Raw genomic sequence first — 20,853 nt, 5'->3', positions numbered from 1 at the left:
CCTGTGCAAAGACCCCGGCATTCCGGAGTTCTGTCAATCGTCGACTGCATACAAGTGGACCGGTGAAGGGTTTGAGAGTGTTCCGTTCCCATGAAAGCGAAGGCCGATGACCGATCCGTTGATTTTGCTGGTCGAAGACGACGCTGTCATACGCGAAGCAACGCAATTGAATCTCGAACGCAACGGGTTTCGGGTGATCACCGCATCGGGTGGGTTGACCGGAATGGATATGGCGGTCGACGCCAAGCCGGATATCGCCGTCCTCGACGTGATGCTTCCCGACCTGAACGGAATCAGCCTGTGCCGACGCATTCGTGAGGAACTGTCGGTGCCGGTCATCATGCTGTCCGCGCGCGACGACCCGGTCGACATCGTTCTCGGATTGGAAGCCGGTGCCGACGACTACGTCACCAAGCCCTTCGACAGCGGTGTCCTGGTGGCCCGTATCCGCAGTGTGCTCCGGCGGGTCGAATCCCATTCCGGTACGGAGAAAGACATCGTGACTCTCGGCGATCTGGAGATCGATCGCGAGTTGGTGACCGTCACGCGTTCGGGCGCCGAAGTGGCTCTCACGCCCACCGAAATGAAGCTGCTCCTGGTCATGGTGAGTGTGCCGCGCAAAGTCTGGTCTCGCTCCGAACTGCTCTCGGACGTCTGGGATTACGACTGGGGCGGCGATACGCGCATCGTCGACGTTCACGTTCAGCGATTGCGCACGAAGATCGGCTCCGAACAGATCCGGACCGTCCGGGGGTTCGGCTACACGATGGACAACCATCGGTGAGATCGCGGGATCTCGCCGCCAAGCTCCCGTCCACCGGGAGGCGGTTGTCGTTTCAGTGGAAGATCGCGGCGGCCATCACGTTCGTGATCGCAGTCGCCTCGATCACGCTCAGTACCGTGATGCATCAAACCTTTTCACACAACCAAGAGGATGCAGCGCGGGCGGCAGCTGATCGCAATCTCCAACTGGTGCTGCAGGACGAAACGGGCAGCATGCGTGCGCTGTTCCGCGCCACCACAGATGGTCTCGACGTTCCGGAAGAGTTGCGTCAGGCCGTGGTGGGCGGCAAACGTGCCACCTACCTTGTCGACAGCGGGGACCAGCCATTTGTCTGGGCTGCTGCCGACGTCAACACTCAGGTGGTGGCGATTCGCGTCCCGTACACCGCGCAGCGGGAATCGATCGCCAGCGTCGATCGGACACTTCGCAACGCCACCATCGCAGTGATCGCAGCGGGTGCCGTCCTGGGTGTGCTGCTTGGACTCGCGATGTCGTATCGATTGCGCTCGGCCGCCCGTGCGGCTCGCAAAGTGTCTACCGGAGCGGACATCCGCGTCCGCTCGGTCACCTGGTCGCTTTTCGACGACGAGATCACCGAGCTGGCGGATGCGGTCGACGCGATGTCCGATGCTCTACGGGGACAACTGGACGCCGAAAAGCGCGTGACAGCCAACATCGCGCACGATCTCAGGACGCCCATCTCCGGACTGGTCGGCGCCGCAGAGCTCCTGCCACCCGGTAGGCCAACCGAATTGGTGCGCGACGGCGTCCATAAACTCAGGAGGCTCGCCGAGGACGTCATCGAAGTGGCACGCCTCGACACCACCTCCGAGCAGGCAGACATCCAATCGGTGGAACTGGCGCCGGTGGTGCGTCACGCGATTTCCACCACAGGAGTCGAGTGTGAAGTGAGTGTTCACGGCACCCCCGTGTCGTACACCGACGCGCGCAGACTGGAGCGGATCATCGCCAACCTGATCTTGAATGCTCGCAATCACGGAAAGTCGCCGATCAATGTCCACGTCGACCACTCCCGCATCACGGTCCGAGATCGGGGCGTCGGGTTCACTGAAGAGTGGCTTCGCCAGGGGCCGAAGAGATTTCAGACCAACTCCGTCGAACGCGGCCCGAACTCAGGCCTGGGCCTCGGCTTGACGATCGTAGTGGGACAAGCGGCGGTCATCGGCGCTCGTATCGACTTCGCGAACCATCCGAACGAGGGCGCGGTTGTGACGATCGACCTCCCTGAATGTTCGGCAGACGAGTTCGATTGACACCGAGGCAGTTCGGTCGATCGGCCGGGACACAGCGTCCCGGCCGATCATTGGTGTCCCGGACTCAAACCTGTCCGACAGTGACTCCGGTGCGAACGTCCGGTGCACCGAGGCGCGCCGCATCAGCTGTGAGGTCATCGGGCTGCTCCTGAGATTCCCGCTCGGCTGCGACGCGCAACCGGTAGTGCTCGATCTCCTCGGCGATGTGCTCGGGAGTCCAACCGAGCACCGGCGCAACCAGTTCCGCCACTTCGGCAGCTGCCGCATCGCCGCGATCGGTAACCTCGATGGAGATGCGGGTACGACGGGTGAGGATGTCGTCGAGATGCTGCGCACCCTCATGGCTCGCAGCGTAGTGGATCTCCGCCTTGAGGTACTCGGGGGCGGAGTCCAACGGCTGCCCCAGTTCCGGTCGCGCCTCGACGAGTTCGAACAACTCGTCAGCCAGAGTGCCGTACCGACCCAGTAGGTGCTCGATGGTCGAAACGTGCAGTCCCGTGCGCTCAGCGGTGAGATGCCGATTGTTGTGCGCGGCAAAGTAGCCGTCGGCACCCACAAGTTGGATACGCTCGGTGCAGGACTTCGGCACCTTCTGTTCCAATCCGTGCACCGCGGAATCGACAGCGTCCTTGGCCATCACGCGGTAAGTGGTGTACTTGCCACCGGCGACCACCGTCAAACCTCGGACCGGACTCGACACCGCATGCTCACGCGAGAGAGTGCTGGTCGAATCCGATTCGCCGAACAGCAACGGACGCAACCCCGCGTACACACCGACGACGTCCTCGTGCGTCAACTCGTCCTGAAGGAGCTTGTTGACATGTCCGAGGATGTAGTCGATATCGCTTCGGCTCGCTGCCGGATGGGCGAGGTCGAGGTTCCAGTCGGTGTCCGTCGTACCGATGATCCAGTGGCTTCCCCACGGGATCACGAACAGCAGACTCTTCTCGGTCCGCGTGATGATTCCGGTCGCAGAGTTGATGCGGTTTCGCGGGACGACCAAATGCACACCTTTCGAAGCGCGAACCTGGAATTGTCCTCGACCACCTACCATTTCCTGAATCTCGTCAGTCCACACACCGGCGGCGTTGATGACCTGACGAGCACGGATCTCGAACGCGCGACCCGTTTCCAGATCCACGGCCTTCACCCCGACTACGCGGTCCTCCTCACGGAGAAAGCCGATTACGCGGGTGCTGTTGACGCACAGCGCACCGTACTCGGCCGCCGTGCGCGCCAGCATCATCGTGTGGCGGGCGTCATCTACCTGACCCTCGTAGAACTTGACCGAACCCCGGATAGCAGAGCGCTTTCCGGACGGGAACGATTCGAGAGTCTTCTTCTTGCCCACATGCTTGTGGTGTGAGGGAACCCCGCGGCCTGCGCCCATCACGTCGTAGACGCCGATGCCCAGACCGACGTACGGCCGGTCGATCAACTTCTCGAGTGGGTAGATGAACGGCACCGGCTTCGCGAGATGCGGGCACAGCGAATTCAGAACCAGCGACCGCTCACGCAGTGCCTCGAACACGAGCGCAAAATTGAACTGCTCGAGGTAACGCAGTCCGCCGTGGAACAGCTTGCTCGACCTGCTCGAGGTTCCGGACGCGAAGTCGCGAGCCTCCACCAAGCCCACCTTCAGACCGCGAGTTGCGGCGTCGAGCGCGCTACCCGCTCCGACCACGCCACCGCCGATAACGAGGACGTCGAGTTCGGTTTCTTCCAACTTCTTCAGCGACTCCGCCCGCGAGGACGGACTCAATGCTTGTGCTGTGCTCATGAAAACTGTTCCTTCACTTGAAAATAGGTAGAAATGGGGGCGCCGCGATCAGTCTGCGTCGACCCAGTCGAGTGTCCGAGTGACGGCTTTCTGCCAGCCTGCATACAGGCGCTCACGCTCGGCCGAATCCATCGACGGCGTCCAGCTCTTGTCCTTCGCCCAGTTGCTGCGAATGTCGTCCTCGCTCTCCCAGTACCCGACCGCGAGACCAGCGGCGTACGCAGCGCCCAATGCCGTGGTCTCCGCAACGACAGGGCGGATCACCTCGACGTCGAGCAGATCGGCCTGGAATTGCATGAGGAGTTCGTTCGCGACCATTCCGCCGTCGACCTTGAGAACCTTCAAGTCGACACCCGAGTCGAGGTTCATCGCCTCGATCACCTCACGACTCTGGTACGCAGTCGCTTCGAGCACCGCCCGGGCAAGGTGTCCCTTGTTCACGAACCTTGTCAGACCGACGATCGCACCGCGTGCATCCGCGCGCCAATGCGGTGCAAACAGGCCCGAGAACGCGGGCACGAAGTACGCGCCACCGTTGTCGTCCACAGAGCGCGCGTTCACCTCGATGTCGGCCGCGTTGTCGATCATGCCGAGGTTGTCCCGAAGCCACTGGACCAGCGAACCGGTCACGGCGATCGATCCTTCCAGTGCGTAAACCGTTGGCTGCTCACCGATCTTGTAACAGACCGTCGTCAACAAGCCGTTCTTGCTCATCACCTTTTCGGTGCCGGTGTTGAGGAGCACGAAGTTGCCGGTTCCGTAGGTGTTCTTCGCTTCTCCGGGCGAGAGGCAGGCCTGACCGAAAGTCGCTGCTTGCTGATCGCCGAGGATTCCGGCGATCGGCACGCCGGACAACGTTCCGCGTTCGCGCACGAATCCGAAAGTTTCGGACGAGCTGCGAATCTCGGGGAGCATCGATTCGGGGATGCCCATGTCGGCGCAGATCGCCGAATCCCAAGCGAGAGTGTCGAGATCCATCAACAGAGTGCGCGACGCGTTGGTGGGGTCGGTAGCGTGCACTCCGCCGTCGACGCCGCCGGTCATGTTCCACAGCACCCAGGTGTCCATCGTGCCGAAGCACAACTCGCCTGCTTCGGCCTTCTCACGCGAGCCCTCGACGTTGTCGAGAATCCACTTGACCTTGGGGCCCGAAAAGTACGTGGCCAACGGCAATCCGGTGACTTCGGTGTACTTCCTGGGGCCGTCTTCGCCGGCGAGTGCAGTACAGATTCGATCGGTGCGTGTGTCCTGCCAGACGATGGCGTTGTAAACGGGCTTTCCGGTTGCTCGTTCCCAGACCACTGCCGTCTCGCGCTGATTGGTGATGCCGACGGATGCGATGTCGGCCGCGGTCAGATCTGCGTTGGCCAAGGCGCCCGCGGTGACGTTGCGGACGTTGTCCCAAATTTCGATCGGATCGTGTTCGACCCAGCCTGCCTGCGGAAAGATCTGTGTGTGCTCGTGCTGTTCGACAGCGACTACGTGCCCACTGTGATCGAAGATCATGCATCGCGTGGAGGTGGTTCCCTGGTCTATCGCGGCTACGAACTGCGCCATCGTGCTACCCCTTTGGTGTCGAAGAAAGTGCGAAAGATTTACTGTCAGAGATGATGATTCGCCATCAGGCCGGTATCGTGGCCGGCTCCTCGGCTGCCTTCTCCACCGACTCGTCAGGCAGGAATCGACCAATCAGCTTGTCGTAGAGGAACACCCCGATCGGAGCGCCGATCAGCGGCCCCACGATGGGCACCCAGAAATACAGGCTCCCGTACTGATCTCGCCAGGCGCTGCCGTAACCGGTGAGATACGACGCCAGCCGCGGACCGAAGTCACGGGCCGGATTGATGGCGTAACCCGCGTTGGTCGCCCATGCGAATCCGATTGCCACCACGATCAAACCGACGACGAAGGGCGCAAGATTCGCGAGCGGCGGAGTTCCCCGAGTATCGGTCACCGCAACGATGAGGAACAACAGGATCGCCGTGCCGATGATCTGATCTATCAGCGCTGATCCCAGACTGACCGGGAGCGTTCCGTTTCCGGGCATCGTCGAGAAGATCGTCTGAGTCGCCGTTGTGTGTCCGGGATCGATGGCATTGAGCATGTCGTTGTAATTCCACCGGACGATCAGGGCCGCGACAAAGGCTCCAGCGGTCTGCGCCAGCGTGTAGGGCAGGACCTTGCGCCAGGAGAATCCCCGGAAGATCGCAAAGGCGAAGGTTACTGCGGGGTTCAGATGAGCACCCGTCACCCGGCCTGCGACATAGATGCCGAACATGACGCCGAGTCCCCAGGCCCACGCGATACTGTCGTGTCCGCCGAGACCCCCACCGCTCCCGCCGGACACAACCTGCGCCACAACTCCGACGCCGAACAAGATCAAGATCATCGTTCCGGCGAACTCGGCTGCCAACTCGCCTGGAAGCCCTAATCGCTTGGCTTTCTCCATCCCCACCCTCACTTCGTTGTGATGCATGTCATAGTTTGGATTGCTGCACCCGTAGCGTAAAGCCCTTTGCACATTCACGCATAGCTCGTGCACATATGTGCAAATACCCCATTTGCGCACCGTAACGCGGGTAACAGACACACTTCTGGGACTTTGCGTGATCGAGCGCCTCGGCCTGGGCCTACTCGGATAGGATTCGGTTCAATGCTCTTGCACGTACGTGCAGACAGGACGAACCCATGGAAACTCCCACTTCGGACTCCGCTACCTCCGATCCGGCGGACCCGCGCATCGCCGACGCAGTTCAGGCCGCACGCCTCTACTACTTCCAGGACCAGACCATGGCTGCCATCGGCCGCGACATGGGGGTGTCCCGATCCACCGTCTCCCGATTGATCACCTACGCGCGCACCTCGGGTCTCGTCGAGATCAAGATCAGCACCCCGCACGGCCAGGCTCCTCGCATCGAACGCGAGTTCTCGGAACGGTACGGAGTGCGCGCCCACGTGGTGACCGTGCCGGAACTGGTGGGAGATCTCGAGCGACTCGAAAAGGTCGCAACCTTTGCCGGACGCCTGCTGGCGTCGTTCTTCGACAGCGACATGGTGATGGGGATCGCCTGGGGAACCACTCTCAGTGAAGTCAGCAAGCACCTTGCCCCCAAACGCACGTACAACTCGTACGTCGTGCAACTCAACGGCGCCGCGAATACTCGCACCACCGGGATCTCTTACGCCAGCGACATCATCAGAACCATCGCCGACGCCTACGGTGCTCTGCCACAAGGATTTCCGGTGCCTGCCTTCTTCGACTACCCGGAAACTCGGGAGCAACTGTGGCGCGAACGAAGCATCAAACGCGTCTTGGACATGCAGAAGCGAATGGACCTGGCAGTCTTCAGCATCGGCGTACCGGGCGGCAACGTACCGAGTCACGTCTACACCGCCGGATACCTCGAACCCGATGAAGCAGAAGCACTTCGACGCGACGGAGTGGTCGGCGACATCGCAACCGTCTTCTTCCGGTCGGACGGGAGCTACCGCGGAATCGAACTCAACGAGCGCGCGAGCGGCCCGCGACTGGACCTTTTCGAGAAGGTCGCCAGGCGCGTGTGCATCGTCGCCGGAACAGCAAAACTGCCGGCCCTGGAGGGAGCACTACGGGGCGGGCTGATCACCGATCTGATCATCGACGACGTCAGCGCCACCGCGCTGGTGTCCTGACCGCTGCACCAGCTTCTCGATTCCGTCGAGAAGTAAGCCGAGCGAGAAACTGAAATCGAAGGCATCGTCGCCGGCGGCCTCACCCTCCGGGCTGCCGTCCTCGAAGCCGCCTTCCTCGATTGCTGCACTCAGGTAGGGGAATCCCTCCCGATTGATGACACGAGCAATGAGAGCGCCGTATGCGACGTCGTCGTCTGCCGACTGCGCTGAACGAGAAGCCAGGTCAGCCGAGAATCGAGCGCGGCCGATGACGAACAACGACACGTTGGTCACCACCTGGAACTTCGACGCGGCGCTCAGGGCGACCCCGTCGAGGGCGCTCAGACCCGCGTCGAGCCACGCCATGTTGTTGGGCCCGGTCGGTGGAGCCGTGATGGGCAGCTTGAGCCACCACGGTCGACTCAGCATCGTGGCGTACTCCTGATTCGCCCACGCCTCGAGCTTGACGCGCCAGGTCACGCCGTCGGGAATTGCCGGCGGCGGCCCGATCACCCGATCCGAAATCAGTTCGATCAGTTCGTCTTTGCTTGCCACGTAGCGGTAGAGCGACATGGTCGTGAACCCGAGCGCTTTGGCCACGCGGCCCATCGACAGAGCGGTGACGCCTTCTGCGTCGGCCAATTCGATCGCGGTGTCGAGAATTTGCTCGAGACTGAGCCCCTTCTTCGGACCCCGCGTTCCCGGCTGGTCCAGTCCCCAGGCCAGTTCAACTGCTCTCGGTAGCGCTCCGCGATCCATAAGCTCCCACTCTTCACTCTTGCCATCATCCTAGAACTGTGTACGCTATAAACACGAGTTTATGACATACACAGTTCTTACTTGGAGGTCTCGATGTCAGGAACGATCCCCGCAATCTCGGTCCGCGGACTCCGTAAGCGCTACGGCGATCAACAGGTACTGGCTGGACTCGACCTGTCGGTCCCGGCCGGATCGGTGTACGCCCTCCTCGGCGCGAACGGCGCCGGAAAGACCACGGCCGTAAGAATTCTCACCACCCTCATCCCCTTCGACGGAGGTGAGGTCACGGTCGCGGGGCATTCACTGCCCGGAGATCCACAGAACGTTCGGCGACGCATCAGCGTGACCGGGCAGTACGCAGCCGTCGACACCTTGCTGACCGGATTCGAGAACCTCACCCTACTGGGCGAACTGAATCACCTGGGCCGGAAGAACTCCCGTCGCCGTGCCGAGGAATTGCTCGACCAGTTCGTTTTGACGGACTTCGGCGACAAACGCGCCGGCAACTACTCGGGCGGCATGCTCAGACGACTCGACATCGCAATGAGCCTCGTCGCCCGACCGGACGTCGTCTTTCTCGACGAACCCACCACCGGCCTGGACCCGCGAAGCCGCCACGACATGTGGTCGATCGTTCGAGGACTCACAGCGTCAGGCGTCACCATCTTCCTCACCACCCAATACCTCGACGAGGCAGACGAATTGGCCGATACGGTCGGCGTGCTGAGCGGCGGCCGCATCGTCGCCGAGGGAACACCGGACGAACTCAAACGCCTTGTTCCCGGCGGCCACGTCGCACTGCAATTCGAGAACCTGGCCCAACTCGAACTCGCCGCGGCATCACTGCCGCAGGCGCATTCGAATGCCGAGACCTTGACCCTGCACATCCCTTCCGACGGGGCAGTTCCGTCGATCAAAGCGATCCTCGACTCGATCGACGATCCGTCGATCACCGTCGAGAAGTTCTCCGTTCACACTCCGGATCTGGACGACGTGTTCTTCGCGCTCACCGGATCAGGCCAACCCGAGATTGCGAGCGTTCGATGACCTCCACCGTTGCAATCGATTCCGCGGTGATGCTCCGCCGGAATCTCAAACACGTTCTGCGCAGTCCGGATTCGATGATCACCGCGATAGCCCTTCCGGTCATGCTCATGCTGCTGTTCGTCTACGTCTTCGGCGGCGCCATCAACACCGGTAGCGAGTACATCGACTACGTCGTGCCAGGAATCATCCTTCTGTGCGCCGGTTTCGGCGCCTCGACCACCGCGGTCAGCGTCTCGAGCGACATGAAGGACGGGATCATCGACCGTTTCCGGACCTTGGCGATCTCTCCGTCGTCGGTCCTGACCGGTCATGTACTGGCCAGCGTCGTCCGCAACGTCCTGACTACGGCGATCGTGGTCGTCGTTGCGCTGATCATGGGATTTCGCCCGACAAGCGATCCGTTGCGCTGGCTCGGCGTCGCCGCTGTGATCGTCGCCTTCGTCTTTGCCATGTCGTACCTCTCGACAGCTTTGGGACTCTTGGCCCAGAACCCGGAGGCTGCAAGCGGATTCACCTTCGCCATCATGTTCCTGCCCTACGTCAGCACTGCTTTCGTACCGGCTGAGACCATGCCGTCCTGGCTGCAGGGGTTTGCCCGGCACCAACCGGTGACTCCGATCATCGAGACTGTGCGCGGACTCCTGATGGGCACGCCGATCGGGAACAGCGCGGCCATCGCCCTCGCGTGGTGCCTGGGCATCGCCGCCGTGGGATTCGTGTGGTCCAACTGGCTCTACCGACGAAAGACCGCGAGCTGACCACACAAGAAAGCCCCACACCTGACGGTGCGGGGCTGCTTGTGCTGTGCGCCTTTATTAACCGCGGGGGGTTAATAAAGGCGCACAGTGGATTACTTGGCGTCCAGCAGATCGATCACGAAGACCAAGGTCTTGCCGGAAAGCTGGTGCCCTGCACCGGCGGGGCCGTATGCCAGCTCCGGCGGAATGGTGAGCTGACGGCGTCCGCCGACCTTCATGCCCGGGATGCCGTCCTGCCAGCCCTTGATCAGGCCACGAAGCGGGAACTGAATGGACTCGCCACGGCTCCAGGAAGAGTCGAACTCTTCGCCGGACTCGAACTCGACACCGACGTAGTGAACGTCGACGGTGCCACCGGGAACGGCTTCGGCGCCTTCTCCGACAACCAGATCCTTGATGACCAGATCGGTCGGCGCGGGGCCTTCCTGGAACTCGATTACGGGCTTGCTACTCATGGGTCCTCCTCGTTGAGGCGAAATGTTGGGTACAGAAGACTAGCGGGTGGTGATATCGCTAGGTCACGCGTCAGCGGGACGTGATGTCTCTGTAGTCACGCTCGGTGTAGCCGGTGTAGATCTGGCGCGGGCGGCCGATCTTCGTAGCCGGATCCTCGTGCATTTCACGCCAGTGCGCAATCCAGCCGGGCAGACGGCCCATGGCGAACAGCACCGTGAACATGCGCGGCGGGAAGCCCATCGCGCGGTAGATGAGGCCGGTGTAGAAGTCGACGTTCGGGTAGAGCTTGCGCTCGATGAAGTAGTCGTCCGTGAGGGCGGCCTCTTCGAGTTGCATTGCGATGTTGAGCAGTTCGTCGTCGCCGCCGAGCTTGGCGAGGATGGTGTGCGCGGTTTCGCGGACCAGCGCAGCGCGCGGATCGTAGTTGCGGTAGACGCGGTGCCCGAAGCCCATGAGCTTCACGCCGTCTTCCTTGTTCTTGACCTTGCGGACGAACTCGGCTGCGGTGCTGCCGCTGGCCTTGATCTCGTCGAGCATCTCGAGCACTGCCTGGTTGGCGCCGCCGTGCAGCGGGCCCCACAGTGCGTTGATGCCGGCCGAGACGGAGGTGAACAGGTTGGCGTCCGACGAGCCGACCATACGCACGGTCGACGTGGAGCAGTTCTGCTCGTGGTCTGCGTGCAGGATCAGCAGCATGTCGAGTGCCTTGGCGACCTCGGGATCACCCTGGTACGGCTCGGCGGGGAAGCCGAACGTCATACGCATGAAGTTCTCGACCAGGTTCAACGAGTTGTCCGGGTACAGGAACGGCTGTCCGACGGACTTCTTGTACGCGTACGCAGCGATGGTCGGCAGCTTCGCGAGAAGACGGATGGTGGACAGTTCCACCTGCTCCGGATCCTCGGGATCGAGCGAATCCTGGTAGTACGCCGACAATGCGTTCACTGCGGACGAGAGAACCGGCATCGGGTGAGCGTTGCGCGGGAATCCGTCGAAGAACCGCTTGAGGTCCTCGTGAAGCAGGGTGTGTCGACGGATGCGGTCCGTGAAGGACTCGAGCTGGGCGTCGGTCGGCAGTTCGCCGTAGATCAGCAGGTAGCTGACCTCGATGAACGTCGACTTACCTGCCAACTGCTCGATGGGATATCCGCGGTAACGCAGGATTCCCTTCTCACCGTCGATGTAGGTGATTGCAGAACTGGTGGATGCAGTGTTCACAAAACCGGGGTCAAGGGTGGTGTACCCCGTTGTGGCCAGCAGCTTTCCCAGCTCGATGCCGTCATTGCCCTCTGTTGCCCTGGCAATGGACATCGTGTACTCACCACCGGGGTAAGTAAGCGTGGGCTTTGTGTCATTGTCAGCGGGCACGAAGGATCCCTCTCAAGCTCGAACCAACGAGTAACTACATGCGATCAACTAGAAACTAGTCGCACGGGAGAGATCGTGCCGAAGGAGGGTCGCTCCACGGCTATTTTTCGGGTACTCACGAACCCGACATACCCACCGAAACTGAAACATGTTCCAGTCTGGACTTTCCCACTCGCGTGACCGGTACTCCAGTCTACGGAATCGCGCATTTACCCACACTGATCTGCAAATCTCGGCTGCAATTCGCAAATGGGAGCAACGTCGGACCTTCCGGACCACTGACACGGGGTACCGAAAACCGATCGTTATCGGCTGATGCCTACTTGGTGTTACACGATCCCACGGCATGAGAGCCGGATCACAGCGCCTTGATGCCCCAGCTACCCGTCCACGTCTGACCCGGATGAAGCACCAGGAGATCGATGCCCGAGTTGAAGGCGTCAGGCGGGCAGGTCATCGGCTCCAAAGCCAATGCGCGCCCACGGTCGGGATACCCCTTGTCGTTGGCGGGATCTGCGATGAAGGCCTGAATCCACGGGAACTCGCGGTTGGTCCACAGGGCAGTGCCCGTTCCATCCGGAGCCAGCAGCTCGTGTTGCGTGCGACCACTGCCGTCGACGACGTCCAATGCGCTGTACGGAGTGTCCAACTGCACCCCGGCAAGCAGTCTCGGTGTCCGGAAGTCGTAGTCCGTACCGGCGACTGCCTGCGAATACGCGTTCGGCAGCATCCTCGCCGGATCGATCGGCAACCGCGTGCCTGCTGCCAGATGCAGAGCACATTCGTCGAGCGGAAAGTCGCCGGCGCGAATGAAGGTGTGCATTCCGAGCCCGAACGGCGACGAGGTCGCACCCTTGTTCGTGGCCGTGTGCGTGACGGTCAGTCCGTCGGCACCGACCTCGTAGGCGACCGTCAGCTGCAACGGATAGGGCCAACCCTTGTGAAGTCCCACGTCGACCGACAGTTCGACGCGCTCGTACGTGTGGTCCACGAGGCTCCAATTGCGACGCCGGACGAACCCGTGGCTCGCGTTCCCCAGCGCAGGTTCGGTGATCTCGAGTTGATGCTCGATCCCGTCGAACATGAAGTGCCCGTCGCGAATTCGGTTGGGCCACGGCGCGAGAACCAATCCGGCCGACAGCGGTGGCTTCGATCCGAGTGCCCAGGTCTCGGTCAGCGCGCGCTGACCGTTCGGTCCTTCGTGATCGAGTAGCCGCAACCCGGCACCGGCCGCGGCGATCTCGGCTCGATAGCCTCCACCACGGATCTCGAACCCTCCCCTACCCGTGCTGTGCGGCGCAGTCATACGTACCAGTTTCCACCACGAGCGACCGGTTAACCAGGACGTCAGACGGCGCGTCCCACCTTGTAGCGAACGAATGCCGGAAATGCGAGGGCAGAAAGGACAACACCGACAATCACCAGGAAGCCGCCGCCCGCTGCCGCGACACCGGTCCCGAACAGGAAGGCTGCACCGCCGTGCAGCACGTCACCGATACGCGGACCACCTGCCACGACCACGATGAACACGCCCTGCAGTCGTCCGCGCATGTCGTCGGTTGCCACTTGCTGGAGCATCGTGCTGCGGAAAGCCGCCGAGACCATGTCGACGGCTCCGCCGAATGCCAGGAATGCGACCGCCACCCAGAGCAGAATCACACTGGAACCGGGACTCGCGAAGTACACGGCAACGCCGAAGCCGACCATGGACAGCCCCCACAGCGCGATGCAGACCAGAACGGCTCGCCCCTGGTACTGAACCCGTGGCAACCAACCCGAGAAGACTCCGCCCAGAACGGCTCCCACCGACATCGCCGCGAACAGCAGTCCCAGCGCAAAACCGCCGCTGGCGGGGTCACCGAAGGATTCGTGAGCGATCTCCGGGAACAGTGCTCGCGACATCCCGAACACCATCGCGATGATGTCCACCACGAACGACGCGAGCAGAACCTTCTGCGTCGCGAGATACGTGAAACCGCCGAGGACCTCGCTCAATCCGGCTCGCCGAGACGTTCCGGTCGGCGGAATCGCTGGGAGCTTCCATACCGCCCACAGTGTGGCGAGAAGAAAGATCGAGTCGAGCAGGTACAGCAGTTGCAGACCGGCCGACGGTATGAGGACACCCGCCAGTAGCGGGCCGGCTATCGCACCGAACTGCACGACAGTCATGTTCAGCGAGTTCGCGGCCGGTAACTGCCTGCCCGGAATCAACCGAGGGATGATCGCCGCTCGCGTCGGCTGGTTCACCGCGAAGAACGCCTGTTGAACCGAGAACAATCCGAGCACCAACCACACGTTGTTCACGTTCAGGGCAGCCTGGATCCAGAACAGCACCGACGTGACGCCGAGTCCGATCGAGGTGATCATCAACAGCCGTCGTCGATCCATGACGTCGGCCAGTGCGCCGCCCCACAGACCGAAAACGACCAGCGGGACCAGACCGAAGATTCCCGTCAGACCGACGTAGGCCGAGCTTCGGGTGATCTCGTACACCTGTTGCGGTACGGCGACCACGCTGAGCTGAGCGCCGATGACGGTGACGATGCCGGCCGTCCACAGCCGTCGATAGTCGCGATTCTCGAGCGGAGTCGTGTCCGCGAGTAGCCGGCTCACGGCTGGAGACGGACGGCGGACCACTGTCCGTCGACGAGGCTCGTGCGAACTCGATTGTGCATGCGGTTCGCGCGTCCTTGCCAGAACTCGACGGACTCGGGCCGAATCAGAATCCCGCCCCAGTTCGGTGGCACCGGAATCTCACCGTCCACGCCGAATCGAGCAGCGACCTCACGCAGTTGCTCGTCGAGATCGGCACGCGAGTCGATCGGACGAGACTGCGACGACGCCCACGCGCCGAGCTGTGAACCTCGAGGCCTGGTTCGCCAATACTCCTGCGTCAGTTGAGCACTCACCCGCTCGGTGGTGCCGCGGACGATCACCTGCCTGGCAAGGGTCAGCCACGTGAAGTTCGCCGACGCGTACGGGTGGGCGTCGAGGTGACGAGCCTTGTCGGATCCGTAGTTGGTGAAGAAGAGGACGCCGTCCTCGCTGAGCCCTTTGCAGAGCACGGTGCGCGACGCCGGACGGCCACCGTCGTCCACCGTCGACAGAGTCATGGCGTTGGGCTCCGGCGCGTCAGCTTCGACGGCGTCCACGAGCCATTGGCGCATGAGGGGCAGCCAACCGGTTTCGACAACCGAAGTATCCAATTCCGCACTCATGCGGTCCTCGACGGACTCCGATTCGCTGCCTGCTTGCGGATAGCCCACACGCATGGCCGCGAGTTCGTTGTCCACCGCCTGCGGGTCCTGACGTTCATTCGACACAGCCGAGAACGCTACTCCCGGGTACTCACTGGCCAACGGCTACGCGGCACGCGCTAAAGTTTGCCGTGGCTAGACCCGACCCGGACCGCGAGCCGCACCAGCGACAGCGCCGAATCGGGACGAGACGATTGCGCAGTACAAAACACGGTGCGTGCTCATCCCTGCGAGCACCGAGGCGCAGTCACTGAAGCTGAGGCAGTGCGACTGTAGACCTGGCGCACTCGAACGAGGAGAGTCCACGAGAATGGCAGCGAGCGCAGCAATACCGGACGATTTTGTGAGCGGACTCGAAGGCGTCGTCGCCTTCACCAGCGATATCGCAGAACCTGACAAGGACGGCGGCGCACTGCGCTACCGCGGAGTCGACATCGAAGACCTGGTCGGCCAGAGGGTCACCTTCGGCAACGTATGGGCCCTTCTCGTCGACGGCCGCTTCGGCCCCGGCCTCCCGCCGGCCGAGCCGTTCCCCCTCCCCATTCACACCGGCGACGTCCGTGTCGACGTTCAGGCCGGACTGGCGATGCTGGCTCCCATCTGGGGCTACCAGCCGCTCCTCGACATCGATGACGAGACCGCCCGCGACCAGCTCGCCCGCGCATCCGTCATGGCGCTGTCGTACGTCGCGCAGTCCGCTCGCGGCATCTACCAGCCGGCAGTCCCGCAGAGCCGCATCGACGAGGCCAAGACCGTCACCGAACGCTTCATGGTTCGCTGGAAGGGTGAGCCCGATCCGGCACACGTCGAGGCAATCGACGCGTACTGGGTCTCGGCAGCCGAGCACGGCATGAACGCCTCCACCTTCACGGCCCGCGTCATCGCCTCCACGGGCGCCGACGTCGCGGCTTCGCTTTCCGGCGCCATCGGCGCGATGTCCGGCCCGCTGCACGGCGGCGCACCGGCCCGCGTTCTTCCGATGATCGAAGAGACCGAGAAGACCGGCGACGCCCGCGCACTGGTCAAGGGAATCCTCGACCGCAAGGAAAAGCTCATGGGCTTCGGACACCGCGTCTACCGCGCCGAAGATCCCCGTGCACGCGTGCTCCGCGCCACGGCCAAGCGCCTCAACGCTCCCCGCTACGAGGCTGCCGCAGCTCTCGAGCAGGCTGCACTGGCAGAACTGCGTGAGCGTCGTCCCGATCGCGCGATCGAGACCAACGTCGAGTTCTGGGCCGCCGTCATCCTCGACTTCGCCGAGGTTCCCGCGCACATGATGCCCGCCATGTTCACCTGTGGCCGCACCGCCGGCTGGTGTGCACACATCCTCGAGCAGAAGCGTCTCGGTAAGCTGGTACGCCCGGCCGCCATCTACACCGGCCCGGCGCCCCGTACTCCGGAGTCGGTCGAGGGCTGGGACCAGATCAGCCACGCGTAGTACCCCGCTCGAATTCGCCAATCACGGTAGTACAGAACACAAGTGAAGGAACAGAAAGAAGCGATGACCTCCACACCGATCATCCCCGCCGACCTCAAGCCCGCCGACGGACGCTTCGGCTGCGGTCCTTCCAAGGTTCGCCCCGAGCAGCTGCAGTCCCTGGTCGAGGTGGGCGCTTCGGTGTTCGGCACCAGCCATCGTCAGAAGCCGGTCAAGAACGTTGTGGCCAGCATTCGTTCCGGCCTCGCCGATCTGTTCTCACTGCCCGAGGGCTACGAGGTCGTCCTCGGCAACGGCGGAACCACTGCGTTCTGGGATGCGGCCGCATTCGGCCTCATCCGCGAGAAGTCGCTGCACCTGACCAACGGCGAATTCAGCTCCAAGTTCGCTTCGGTCGCCAAGGCCAACCCGTTCATCGGTGACCCGATCGTCGTTTCCGCCGATCCGGGCAGCGCACCGGTGCCGGTCTCCGACCCGTCCGTCGATCTCATCGGCTGGGCGCACAACGAGACCTCCACCGGTGTGTCGATCCCCGTCTCGCGTCCCGCGGGTTCGGAGAACGCACTGATCGCCATCGACGCCACCTCGGGCGCCGGCGGACTTCCGGTCAATGTCGCCGATTCCGACGTCTACTACTTCGCTCCGCAGAAGTGCTTCGCTGCAGACGGCGGACTGTGGATCGCGCTGATGAGCCCGGCCGCCCTCGAGCGCGTCGCGGAGATCAAGGATTCGGGACGCTGGACGCCTGACTTCCTCTCGCTGCCCATCGCCGTGGACAACAGCTCCAAGGATCAGACGTACAACACCCCGGCCCTGGCCACCCTCTTGCTCTTCGCCAACCAGATCGAGTGGATGAACAGCAACGGCGGCCTCGACTGGACTACCGCTCGCACCGCGGATTCGTCCTCGCGCCTGTACAACTGGGCCGAGGCCAGTGAGTTCGCAACGCCGTTCGTCGCTGATCCGGCACACCGCTCGCAGGTTGTCGGCACCATCGACTTCAACGACGACGTCGACGCTGCCGAGGTGGCAAAGATCCTGCGCGCCAACGGAATCGTCGATACCGAGCCGTACCGCAAGCTCGGCCGCAACCAGCTGCGCGTCGGCATGTTCCCGGCCATCGACCCCGATGACGTCACCGCTCTCACCAAGAGCATCGACTGGGTCGTTTCTCAACTCGGCTGATTTTCACATTTGCTTCACCGCTCGGCCCCCGGCATGACGTCGGGGGCCGAGCGTCGTTTGCGCCAGGCCTTGTGAGCTACCACACCGGTGGGCGGATCCGAGGTCATCTCGCCCTGCGTGTCCTGCCGAGTCCATGGTCACGAATGAATTACAGTTGAGCGCGGCGCAAAGTCGCGAGCCGGCGCGATAAGGAGGTCAATGTGCGAGAGCTTCGAGTGATCGGACTTGAACCCGATGGATCGCATGTGGTGTGCGCAGATGCTGAAACCGGCCAGAAATTCCGGCTTCCCGCCGATGACAAACTTCGTGCAGCTTCCCGCGGAGACGTGGCTCGACTCGGCCAGATTGAGATCGAAATGGAAAGCCAACTCCGTCCCCGCGAAATTCAGGCGCGCATTCGTTCCGGTGCTTCCGTAGAGCAGGTCGCCGAAGAAGCGAAGATCCCCATCAGCAAGGTCGAGCGCTTTGCGTACCCCGTTCTGCTCGAGCGCTCCCGCGCCGCGGAAATGGCGCAGGGCGGACACCCGGTGCGCGACAACGGTCCGACAGTTCCCACCCTCTCCGAAATCGTGACCCACGCATTCCGCGCCCGCGGCCACAGTATCGACGAGGCCACCTGGGATGCCTGGCGCGACGAGGACAATCAGTGGGTCGCGCAGTTGCAGTGGCAGGCCGGCCGCACCACCAACGCCGCGCACTGGCGCTACCAGCCCGACGCGCACGGCGGAACGATCGTCGCACTCGACGACGCGGCATTCGACTTGATCGATCCCGACTTCGGTCGCCCGCTCCGCGGCCTGGTACCGGTGGTCTCGAACGAGCCGCAGCAGCTCGAACTGTCCCGATTCGACGTCGAACCGGTGGCGGAGATCGAGCCCGAGCCCGCAGCAGTTTCCGAGCGGACAGCAGTTTCCGAGCGCACAGTAGTCCCCGAGCGGACGGTGGTGGCGGAACGGATCGTGGCGCCCGAACCGATTGCTGTCGAGCCGGAAACCGTCGTCACCGAAGAGGTTCCCGAACCCGCACCGGATGTGACCCCGAAAACCGCTCCGCAGCAGACGCAGACCAAGGACAAGCGCGGACGGCCTGCTCTTCCCTCGTGGGACGACGTACTCCTCGGGGTCCGCAGCAGCGGTCGCTGACCCGAAGGAAAGTATTCTTCTTTCGAGCGAGGCTGAGGAGAGAGGGCTGCCGGTGGCTGCACGGGTATCGACGATCTGGTTTCTGGGCGGCGCAGACGCTCGCACCGAATTGAGCAGGTACCCACAGCCGGATCAGACCGAGGCCCTGAAAATCGCCATGTCGCTGTACCCGGACAAGGAGTTCGAGTCGCTCGGGCCTCAGCCGCTGTCGATGGCCGCGACGGTGAGCCCCGGCTACGTCTTCGTCGGCGCGTACGGTCGAGTGAGTGTCGTCTGCAGCTCCGAACTCAGCACCTTCGTCCCCTCGAAACTGCCTGATTCCTGGCACCTTTCGGCAGAGGGTGGCTCGACGCTGTTGATCAGCTCCGTCCCCGAAACCGCGCAGGGTTCGTTTGCACTGTGGGAGGACGGCGAGCTACGACGCTCGTTCAGTGCCATCCCGATCGACATCGTCGAAAATCTGGGGATCCCACAGACCTGGGAACTGGAATTCTGGGCCGGCAACCATCCCCTGCGTTACCCGCCCGGGATCCTGCCTGATCCGCAGTCACTTCCGTTCCACCCGCAACAGTTCGCGGAGTCCGCCAACCTCGAGTGGCTGGGATTTCGATACACCGGCGCGCCGCGAGAACACGAACTCGACACAACGCAGATTCTCCTGTGGGGCTTCAAGATTCACCGACCCGGCGAGGCACCCAAACCTGCACCCCCAGCCCCCGCGCCGATGCCCGAGCAGGCGCAGACAGAGGTACCCATGCCCGAAAACATGCCGCCGATCCACGACGCACCGGTGGCCAAGCCGCGCGGCCGCCTCGCTCGGTACTTCGGCTTCAAGTAGCGCCGAGCAGCCTCACAGGTTCACGCGGCTATCGCTGCGATCCACCCGAGCGGTACGCCGGCTACCGCGCCGTAGACCACCCATCGCCAGACGGGGACGGCTCGCCAGCGCCAGACGGTCGGCGCAAGTCCGCCTACCGCAATGACATTGACGACAACCGCCAGGAGCACGTTCACGTTGCCCAGCGCGACACAGAACGCCGCGACGGCACTGGTCGAGAGCATGGCTGCGAACACCGACACCGCGATTCCGGTGAACCAGGGCGTGCGGTCCTGAGTCACCGGCCGGTCCTGACACGTTCGTAGAAGGCCATCGCCGCTGCGGTCGCGACGTTGAGCGAGTCGGTGCCGGGTGCCATCGGTATCTTGGCACGAATGTCGGTGGCCCGCATCGCATGTTCGGTCAAACCTGGCCCCTCGGCGCCCAGCAGTAGCGCTACCTTCTCCCCGGTCATCGCTTCGGCCAAAGTGACCGCTTCCGGATTCGGAGTCAAGGAAATGAGCTGAAAACCGTTGCCACGCAGCTCATCCAAGTCGTGTGGCCACTTTGCCACATGCGCGAAGGGCACTCGCAGCACGTGCCCCATCGACACACGGACCGACCGCCGGTACAGCGGGTCGGCACAACCCTTCCCGAACAGAACTGCATCGACACCGAGCCCCGCCGCGTTGCGGAACATCGAGCCGAGATTCTCGTGATCGTTGACGCCTTCGAGGACCACGACGGTCTTCGCGTCCTTCAACACGTCCGAGACCGCGAGCGGTGCCGGGCGCGCTGCTGCAGCGAGGACGCCGCGGTTGAGGTGAAATCCGACGACCTCGGCCATCACTTCGGCGCTCGTACGGTAGAACGGCACGTCCACACCGTCGAGATCGTCAGCGAGCTCCAGGAGCCGTCGTTCGACGCCGAGGAGACTGATCGGCTCGAACCGCGAAGTCAGCAGTCGCTGAGTGACGAACACTCCCTCGGCGATGACCAGTCCCTTGCCCTCCGGGAGGTCGGGGCGCCGATCCGAAGAGTTGAGATCGCGAAAGTCATCCAGCCGGGGGTCGGCGGGATCTGAGATGTCGATGACGTGAACCACGGGTCTATCGTGCCGTACGCACCGCGAGCCCC

Annotated in this window: 20 protein-coding genes; 9 read left to right on the top strand and 11 right to left on the bottom strand. The window is 63.0% G+C overall.

Translation table 11 applies throughout. The features are described 5' to 3' along the window. Nucleotides 1-106 precede the first annotated feature (106 nt). Together G9U53_RS19735 and G9U53_RS19730 are read left to right on the top strand one after the other, a co-directional pair. The gene (locus tag G9U53_RS19735; RefSeq protein WP_003939990.1) at nt 107-784 is read left to right on the top strand and encodes a response regulator transcription factor; all 678 of its coding nucleotides are present in this window, start codon (nt 107-109) and stop codon (nt 782-784) included. Further along, nucleotides 781-2,058, top strand: coding sequence for a HAMP domain-containing sensor histidine kinase (locus G9U53_RS19730; protein ID WP_065455309.1), 1,278 nt, complete (start codon nt 781-783; stop codon nt 2,056-2,058). Before G9U53_RS19735 ends, G9U53_RS19730 begins: the two co-directional genes overlap by 4 nt. A gap of 64 nt (nt 2,059-2,122) precedes the next feature. Here the strand turns inward: G9U53_RS19730 and G9U53_RS19725 are convergent, their stop codons facing one another. The 3 genes from G9U53_RS19725 to G9U53_RS19715 all read right to left on the bottom strand — a co-directional run bounded on the left by G9U53_RS19725 (nt 2,123) and on the right by G9U53_RS19715 (nt 6,287). Continuing rightward, a complete protein-coding gene (locus G9U53_RS19725; RefSeq protein WP_042451209.1) occupies nt 2,123-3,838 on the bottom strand; it encodes a glycerol-3-phosphate dehydrogenase/oxidase in 1,716 nt (571 codons plus the stop codon). 48 nt (nt 3,839-3,886) lie between these two features. Beyond that, complete coding sequence (gene glpK / locus G9U53_RS19720) at nt 3,887-5,395, bottom strand: glycerol kinase GlpK (protein ID WP_007733474.1); 1,509 nt, start codon at nt 5,393-5,395, stop codon at nt 3,887-3,889. A 64-nt stretch (nt 5,396-5,459) separates the two neighbouring features. Then, complete coding sequence (locus tag G9U53_RS19715) at nt 5,460-6,287, bottom strand: MIP/aquaporin family protein (RefSeq protein ID WP_003940085.1); 828 nt, start codon at nt 6,285-6,287, stop codon at nt 5,460-5,462. Between the two features lie 239 nt (nt 6,288-6,526). Between G9U53_RS19715 and G9U53_RS19710 the strand changes: the two genes are divergently transcribed. Next, nucleotides 6,527-7,510 carry a sugar-binding domain-containing protein gene (locus G9U53_RS19710; RefSeq protein WP_007733475.1) on the top strand — a complete coding sequence of 328 codons (984 nt, stop codon included), beginning with the start codon at nt 6,527-6,529 and terminating at the stop codon, nt 7,508-7,510. Here the strand turns inward: G9U53_RS19710 and G9U53_RS19705 are convergent. Next, nucleotides 7,445-8,248, bottom strand: a complete 804-nt coding sequence (locus G9U53_RS19705) for a TetR/AcrR family transcriptional regulator (RefSeq protein ID WP_165639093.1) — start codon at nt 8,246-8,248, stop codon at nt 7,445-7,447. The genes G9U53_RS19710 and G9U53_RS19705 overlap by 66 nt on opposite strands. A 93-nt stretch (nt 8,249-8,341) precedes the next feature. Here G9U53_RS19705 and G9U53_RS19700 point away from each other — a divergent pair, with 93 nt between their 5' ends. Together G9U53_RS19700 and G9U53_RS19695 are read left to right on the top strand one after the other, a co-directional pair. Then, the gene (locus tag G9U53_RS19700; protein ID WP_058037822.1) at nt 8,342-9,295 is read left to right on the top strand and encodes an ATP-binding cassette domain-containing protein; all 954 of its coding nucleotides are present in this window, start codon (nt 8,342-8,344) and stop codon (nt 9,293-9,295) included. Beyond that, complete coding sequence (locus G9U53_RS19695; protein ID WP_165639092.1) at nt 9,292-10,053, top strand: ABC transporter permease; 762 nt, start codon at nt 9,292-9,294, stop codon at nt 10,051-10,053. Before G9U53_RS19700 ends, G9U53_RS19695 begins: the two co-directional genes overlap by 4 nt. A gap of 92 nt (nt 10,054-10,145) precedes the next feature. On the opposite strand, the gene G9U53_RS19690 is transcribed toward G9U53_RS19695, so the two are convergent. The 5 genes from G9U53_RS19690 to pdxH form a co-directional block, all read right to left on the bottom strand. After that, nucleotides 10,146-10,508 carry an FKBP-type peptidyl-prolyl cis-trans isomerase gene (locus G9U53_RS19690; protein WP_003940440.1) on the bottom strand — a complete coding sequence of 121 codons (363 nt, stop codon included), beginning with the start codon at nt 10,506-10,508 and terminating at the stop codon, nt 10,146-10,148. Nucleotides 10,509-10,578: 70 nt separating this feature from the next. Further along, complete coding sequence (locus G9U53_RS19685; protein WP_003940509.1) at nt 10,579-11,877, bottom strand: citrate synthase; 1,299 nt, start codon at nt 11,875-11,877, stop codon at nt 10,579-10,581. Between the two features lie 358 nt (nt 11,878-12,235). Further along, nucleotides 12,236-13,183: an aldose 1-epimerase family protein gene (locus tag G9U53_RS19680; RefSeq protein WP_003939677.1), complete on the bottom strand. Its 948-nt coding sequence runs from the start codon at nt 13,181-13,183 to the stop codon at nt 12,236-12,238. A 41-nt stretch (nt 13,184-13,224) separates the two neighbouring features. Beyond that, nucleotides 13,225-14,490, bottom strand: coding sequence for an MFS transporter (locus G9U53_RS19675; RefSeq protein WP_021332219.1), 1,266 nt, complete (start codon nt 14,488-14,490; stop codon nt 13,225-13,227). After that, the gene (pdxH, locus tag G9U53_RS19670; protein ID WP_007733483.1) at nt 14,487-15,200 is read right to left on the bottom strand and encodes a pyridoxamine 5'-phosphate oxidase; all 714 of its coding nucleotides are present in this window, start codon (nt 15,198-15,200) and stop codon (nt 14,487-14,489) included. The genes G9U53_RS19675 and pdxH overlap by 4 nt, the downstream gene beginning before the upstream one ends. A gap of 244 nt (nt 15,201-15,444) precedes the next feature. On the opposite strand from pdxH, the gene G9U53_RS19665 reads away from it, so the two are divergent. The 4 genes from G9U53_RS19665 (at nt 15,445) to G9U53_RS19650 (ending at nt 19,737) form a co-directional block, all read left to right on the top strand. Beyond that, complete coding sequence (locus G9U53_RS19665) at nt 15,445-16,572, top strand: citrate synthase 2 (protein WP_003940025.1); 1,128 nt, start codon at nt 15,445-15,447, stop codon at nt 16,570-16,572. Nucleotides 16,573-16,635: 63 nt separating this feature from the next. Next, a complete protein-coding gene (gene serC / locus G9U53_RS19660; RefSeq protein ID WP_007733484.1) occupies nt 16,636-17,757 on the top strand; it encodes a phosphoserine transaminase in 1,122 nt (373 codons plus the stop codon). Nucleotides 17,758-17,957: 200 nt separating this feature from the next. Next, nucleotides 17,958-18,899: a septation protein SepH gene (gene sepH, locus G9U53_RS19655; protein ID WP_030535368.1), complete on the top strand. Its 942-nt coding sequence runs from the start codon at nt 17,958-17,960 to the stop codon at nt 18,897-18,899. 52 nt (nt 18,900-18,951) lie between these two features. Further along, nucleotides 18,952-19,737, top strand: coding sequence for a hypothetical protein (locus tag G9U53_RS19650; protein ID WP_165639091.1), 786 nt, complete (start codon nt 18,952-18,954; stop codon nt 19,735-19,737). Nucleotides 19,738-19,757: 20 nt separating this feature from the next. Here the strand turns inward: G9U53_RS19650 and G9U53_RS19645 are convergent, their stop codons facing one another. Then, nucleotides 19,758-20,018 (bottom strand): DUF2537 domain-containing protein, encoded by a 261-nt coding sequence (locus tag G9U53_RS19645; RefSeq protein ID WP_030535366.1) that lies wholly within the window; start codon nt 20,016-20,018, stop codon nt 19,758-19,760. Continuing rightward, on the bottom strand, nt 20,015-20,821 hold the full coding sequence (locus G9U53_RS19640; RefSeq protein WP_003939731.1) for an RNA methyltransferase: 807 nt from the start codon (nt 20,819-20,821) through the stop codon (nt 20,015-20,017). Before G9U53_RS19640 ends, G9U53_RS19645 begins: the two co-directional genes overlap by 4 nt. Nucleotides 20,822-20,853 lie beyond the last annotated feature (32 nt).

Source organism: Rhodococcus sp. D-46, from assembly GCF_011290655.1.
In the GTDB taxonomy this organism is placed as follows: Bacteria; Actinomycetota; Actinomycetes; order Mycobacteriales; family Mycobacteriaceae; genus Rhodococcus_F; species Rhodococcus_F qingshengii.
The sequence above is the reverse complement of the archived record's forward strand: the minus strand, read 5'-3'. Positions and strand labels throughout refer to the sequence as shown.

Bases quoted from the DNA above. Each gene is read 5' to 3' on its own strand.
- G9U53_RS19680 (WP_003939677.1), bottom strand. From the start codon at position 13,183: ATGACTGCGCCGCACAGCACGGGTAGGGGAGGGTTCGAGATCCGTGGT.
- G9U53_RS19700 (WP_058037822.1), top strand. From the start codon at position 8,342: ATGTCAGGAACGATCCCCGCAATCTCGGTCCGCGGACTCCGTAAGCGC.
- G9U53_RS19725 (WP_042451209.1), bottom strand. From the start codon at position 3,838: ATGAGCACAGCACAAGCATTGAGTCCGTCCTCGCGGGCGGAGTCGCTG.
- G9U53_RS19705 (WP_165639093.1), bottom strand. From the start codon at position 8,248: ATGGATCGCGGAGCGCTACCGAGAGCAGTTGAACTGGCCTGGGGACTG.
- G9U53_RS19690 (WP_003940440.1), bottom strand. From the start codon at position 10,508: ATGAGTAGCAAGCCCGTAATCGAGTTCCAGGAAGGCCCCGCGCCGACC.
- G9U53_RS19695 (WP_165639092.1), top strand. From the start codon at position 9,292: ATGACCTCCACCGTTGCAATCGATTCCGCGGTGATGCTCCGCCGGAAT.
- G9U53_RS19710 (WP_007733475.1), top strand. From the start codon at position 6,527: ATGGAAACTCCCACTTCGGACTCCGCTACCTCCGATCCGGCGGACCCG.
- serC (WP_007733484.1), top strand. From the start codon at position 16,636: ATGACCTCCACACCGATCATCCCCGCCGACCTCAAGCCCGCCGACGGA.
- G9U53_RS19665 (WP_003940025.1), top strand. From the start codon at position 15,445: ATGGCAGCGAGCGCAGCAATACCGGACGATTTTGTGAGCGGACTCGAA.
- G9U53_RS19735 (WP_003939990.1), top strand. From the start codon at position 107: ATGACCGATCCGTTGATTTTGCTGGTCGAAGACGACGCTGTCATACGC.
- G9U53_RS19715 (WP_003940085.1), bottom strand. From the start codon at position 6,287: ATGGAGAAAGCCAAGCGATTAGGGCTTCCAGGCGAGTTGGCAGCCGAG.
- glpK (WP_007733474.1), bottom strand. From the start codon at position 5,395: ATGGCGCAGTTCGTAGCCGCGATAGACCAGGGAACCACCTCCACGCGA.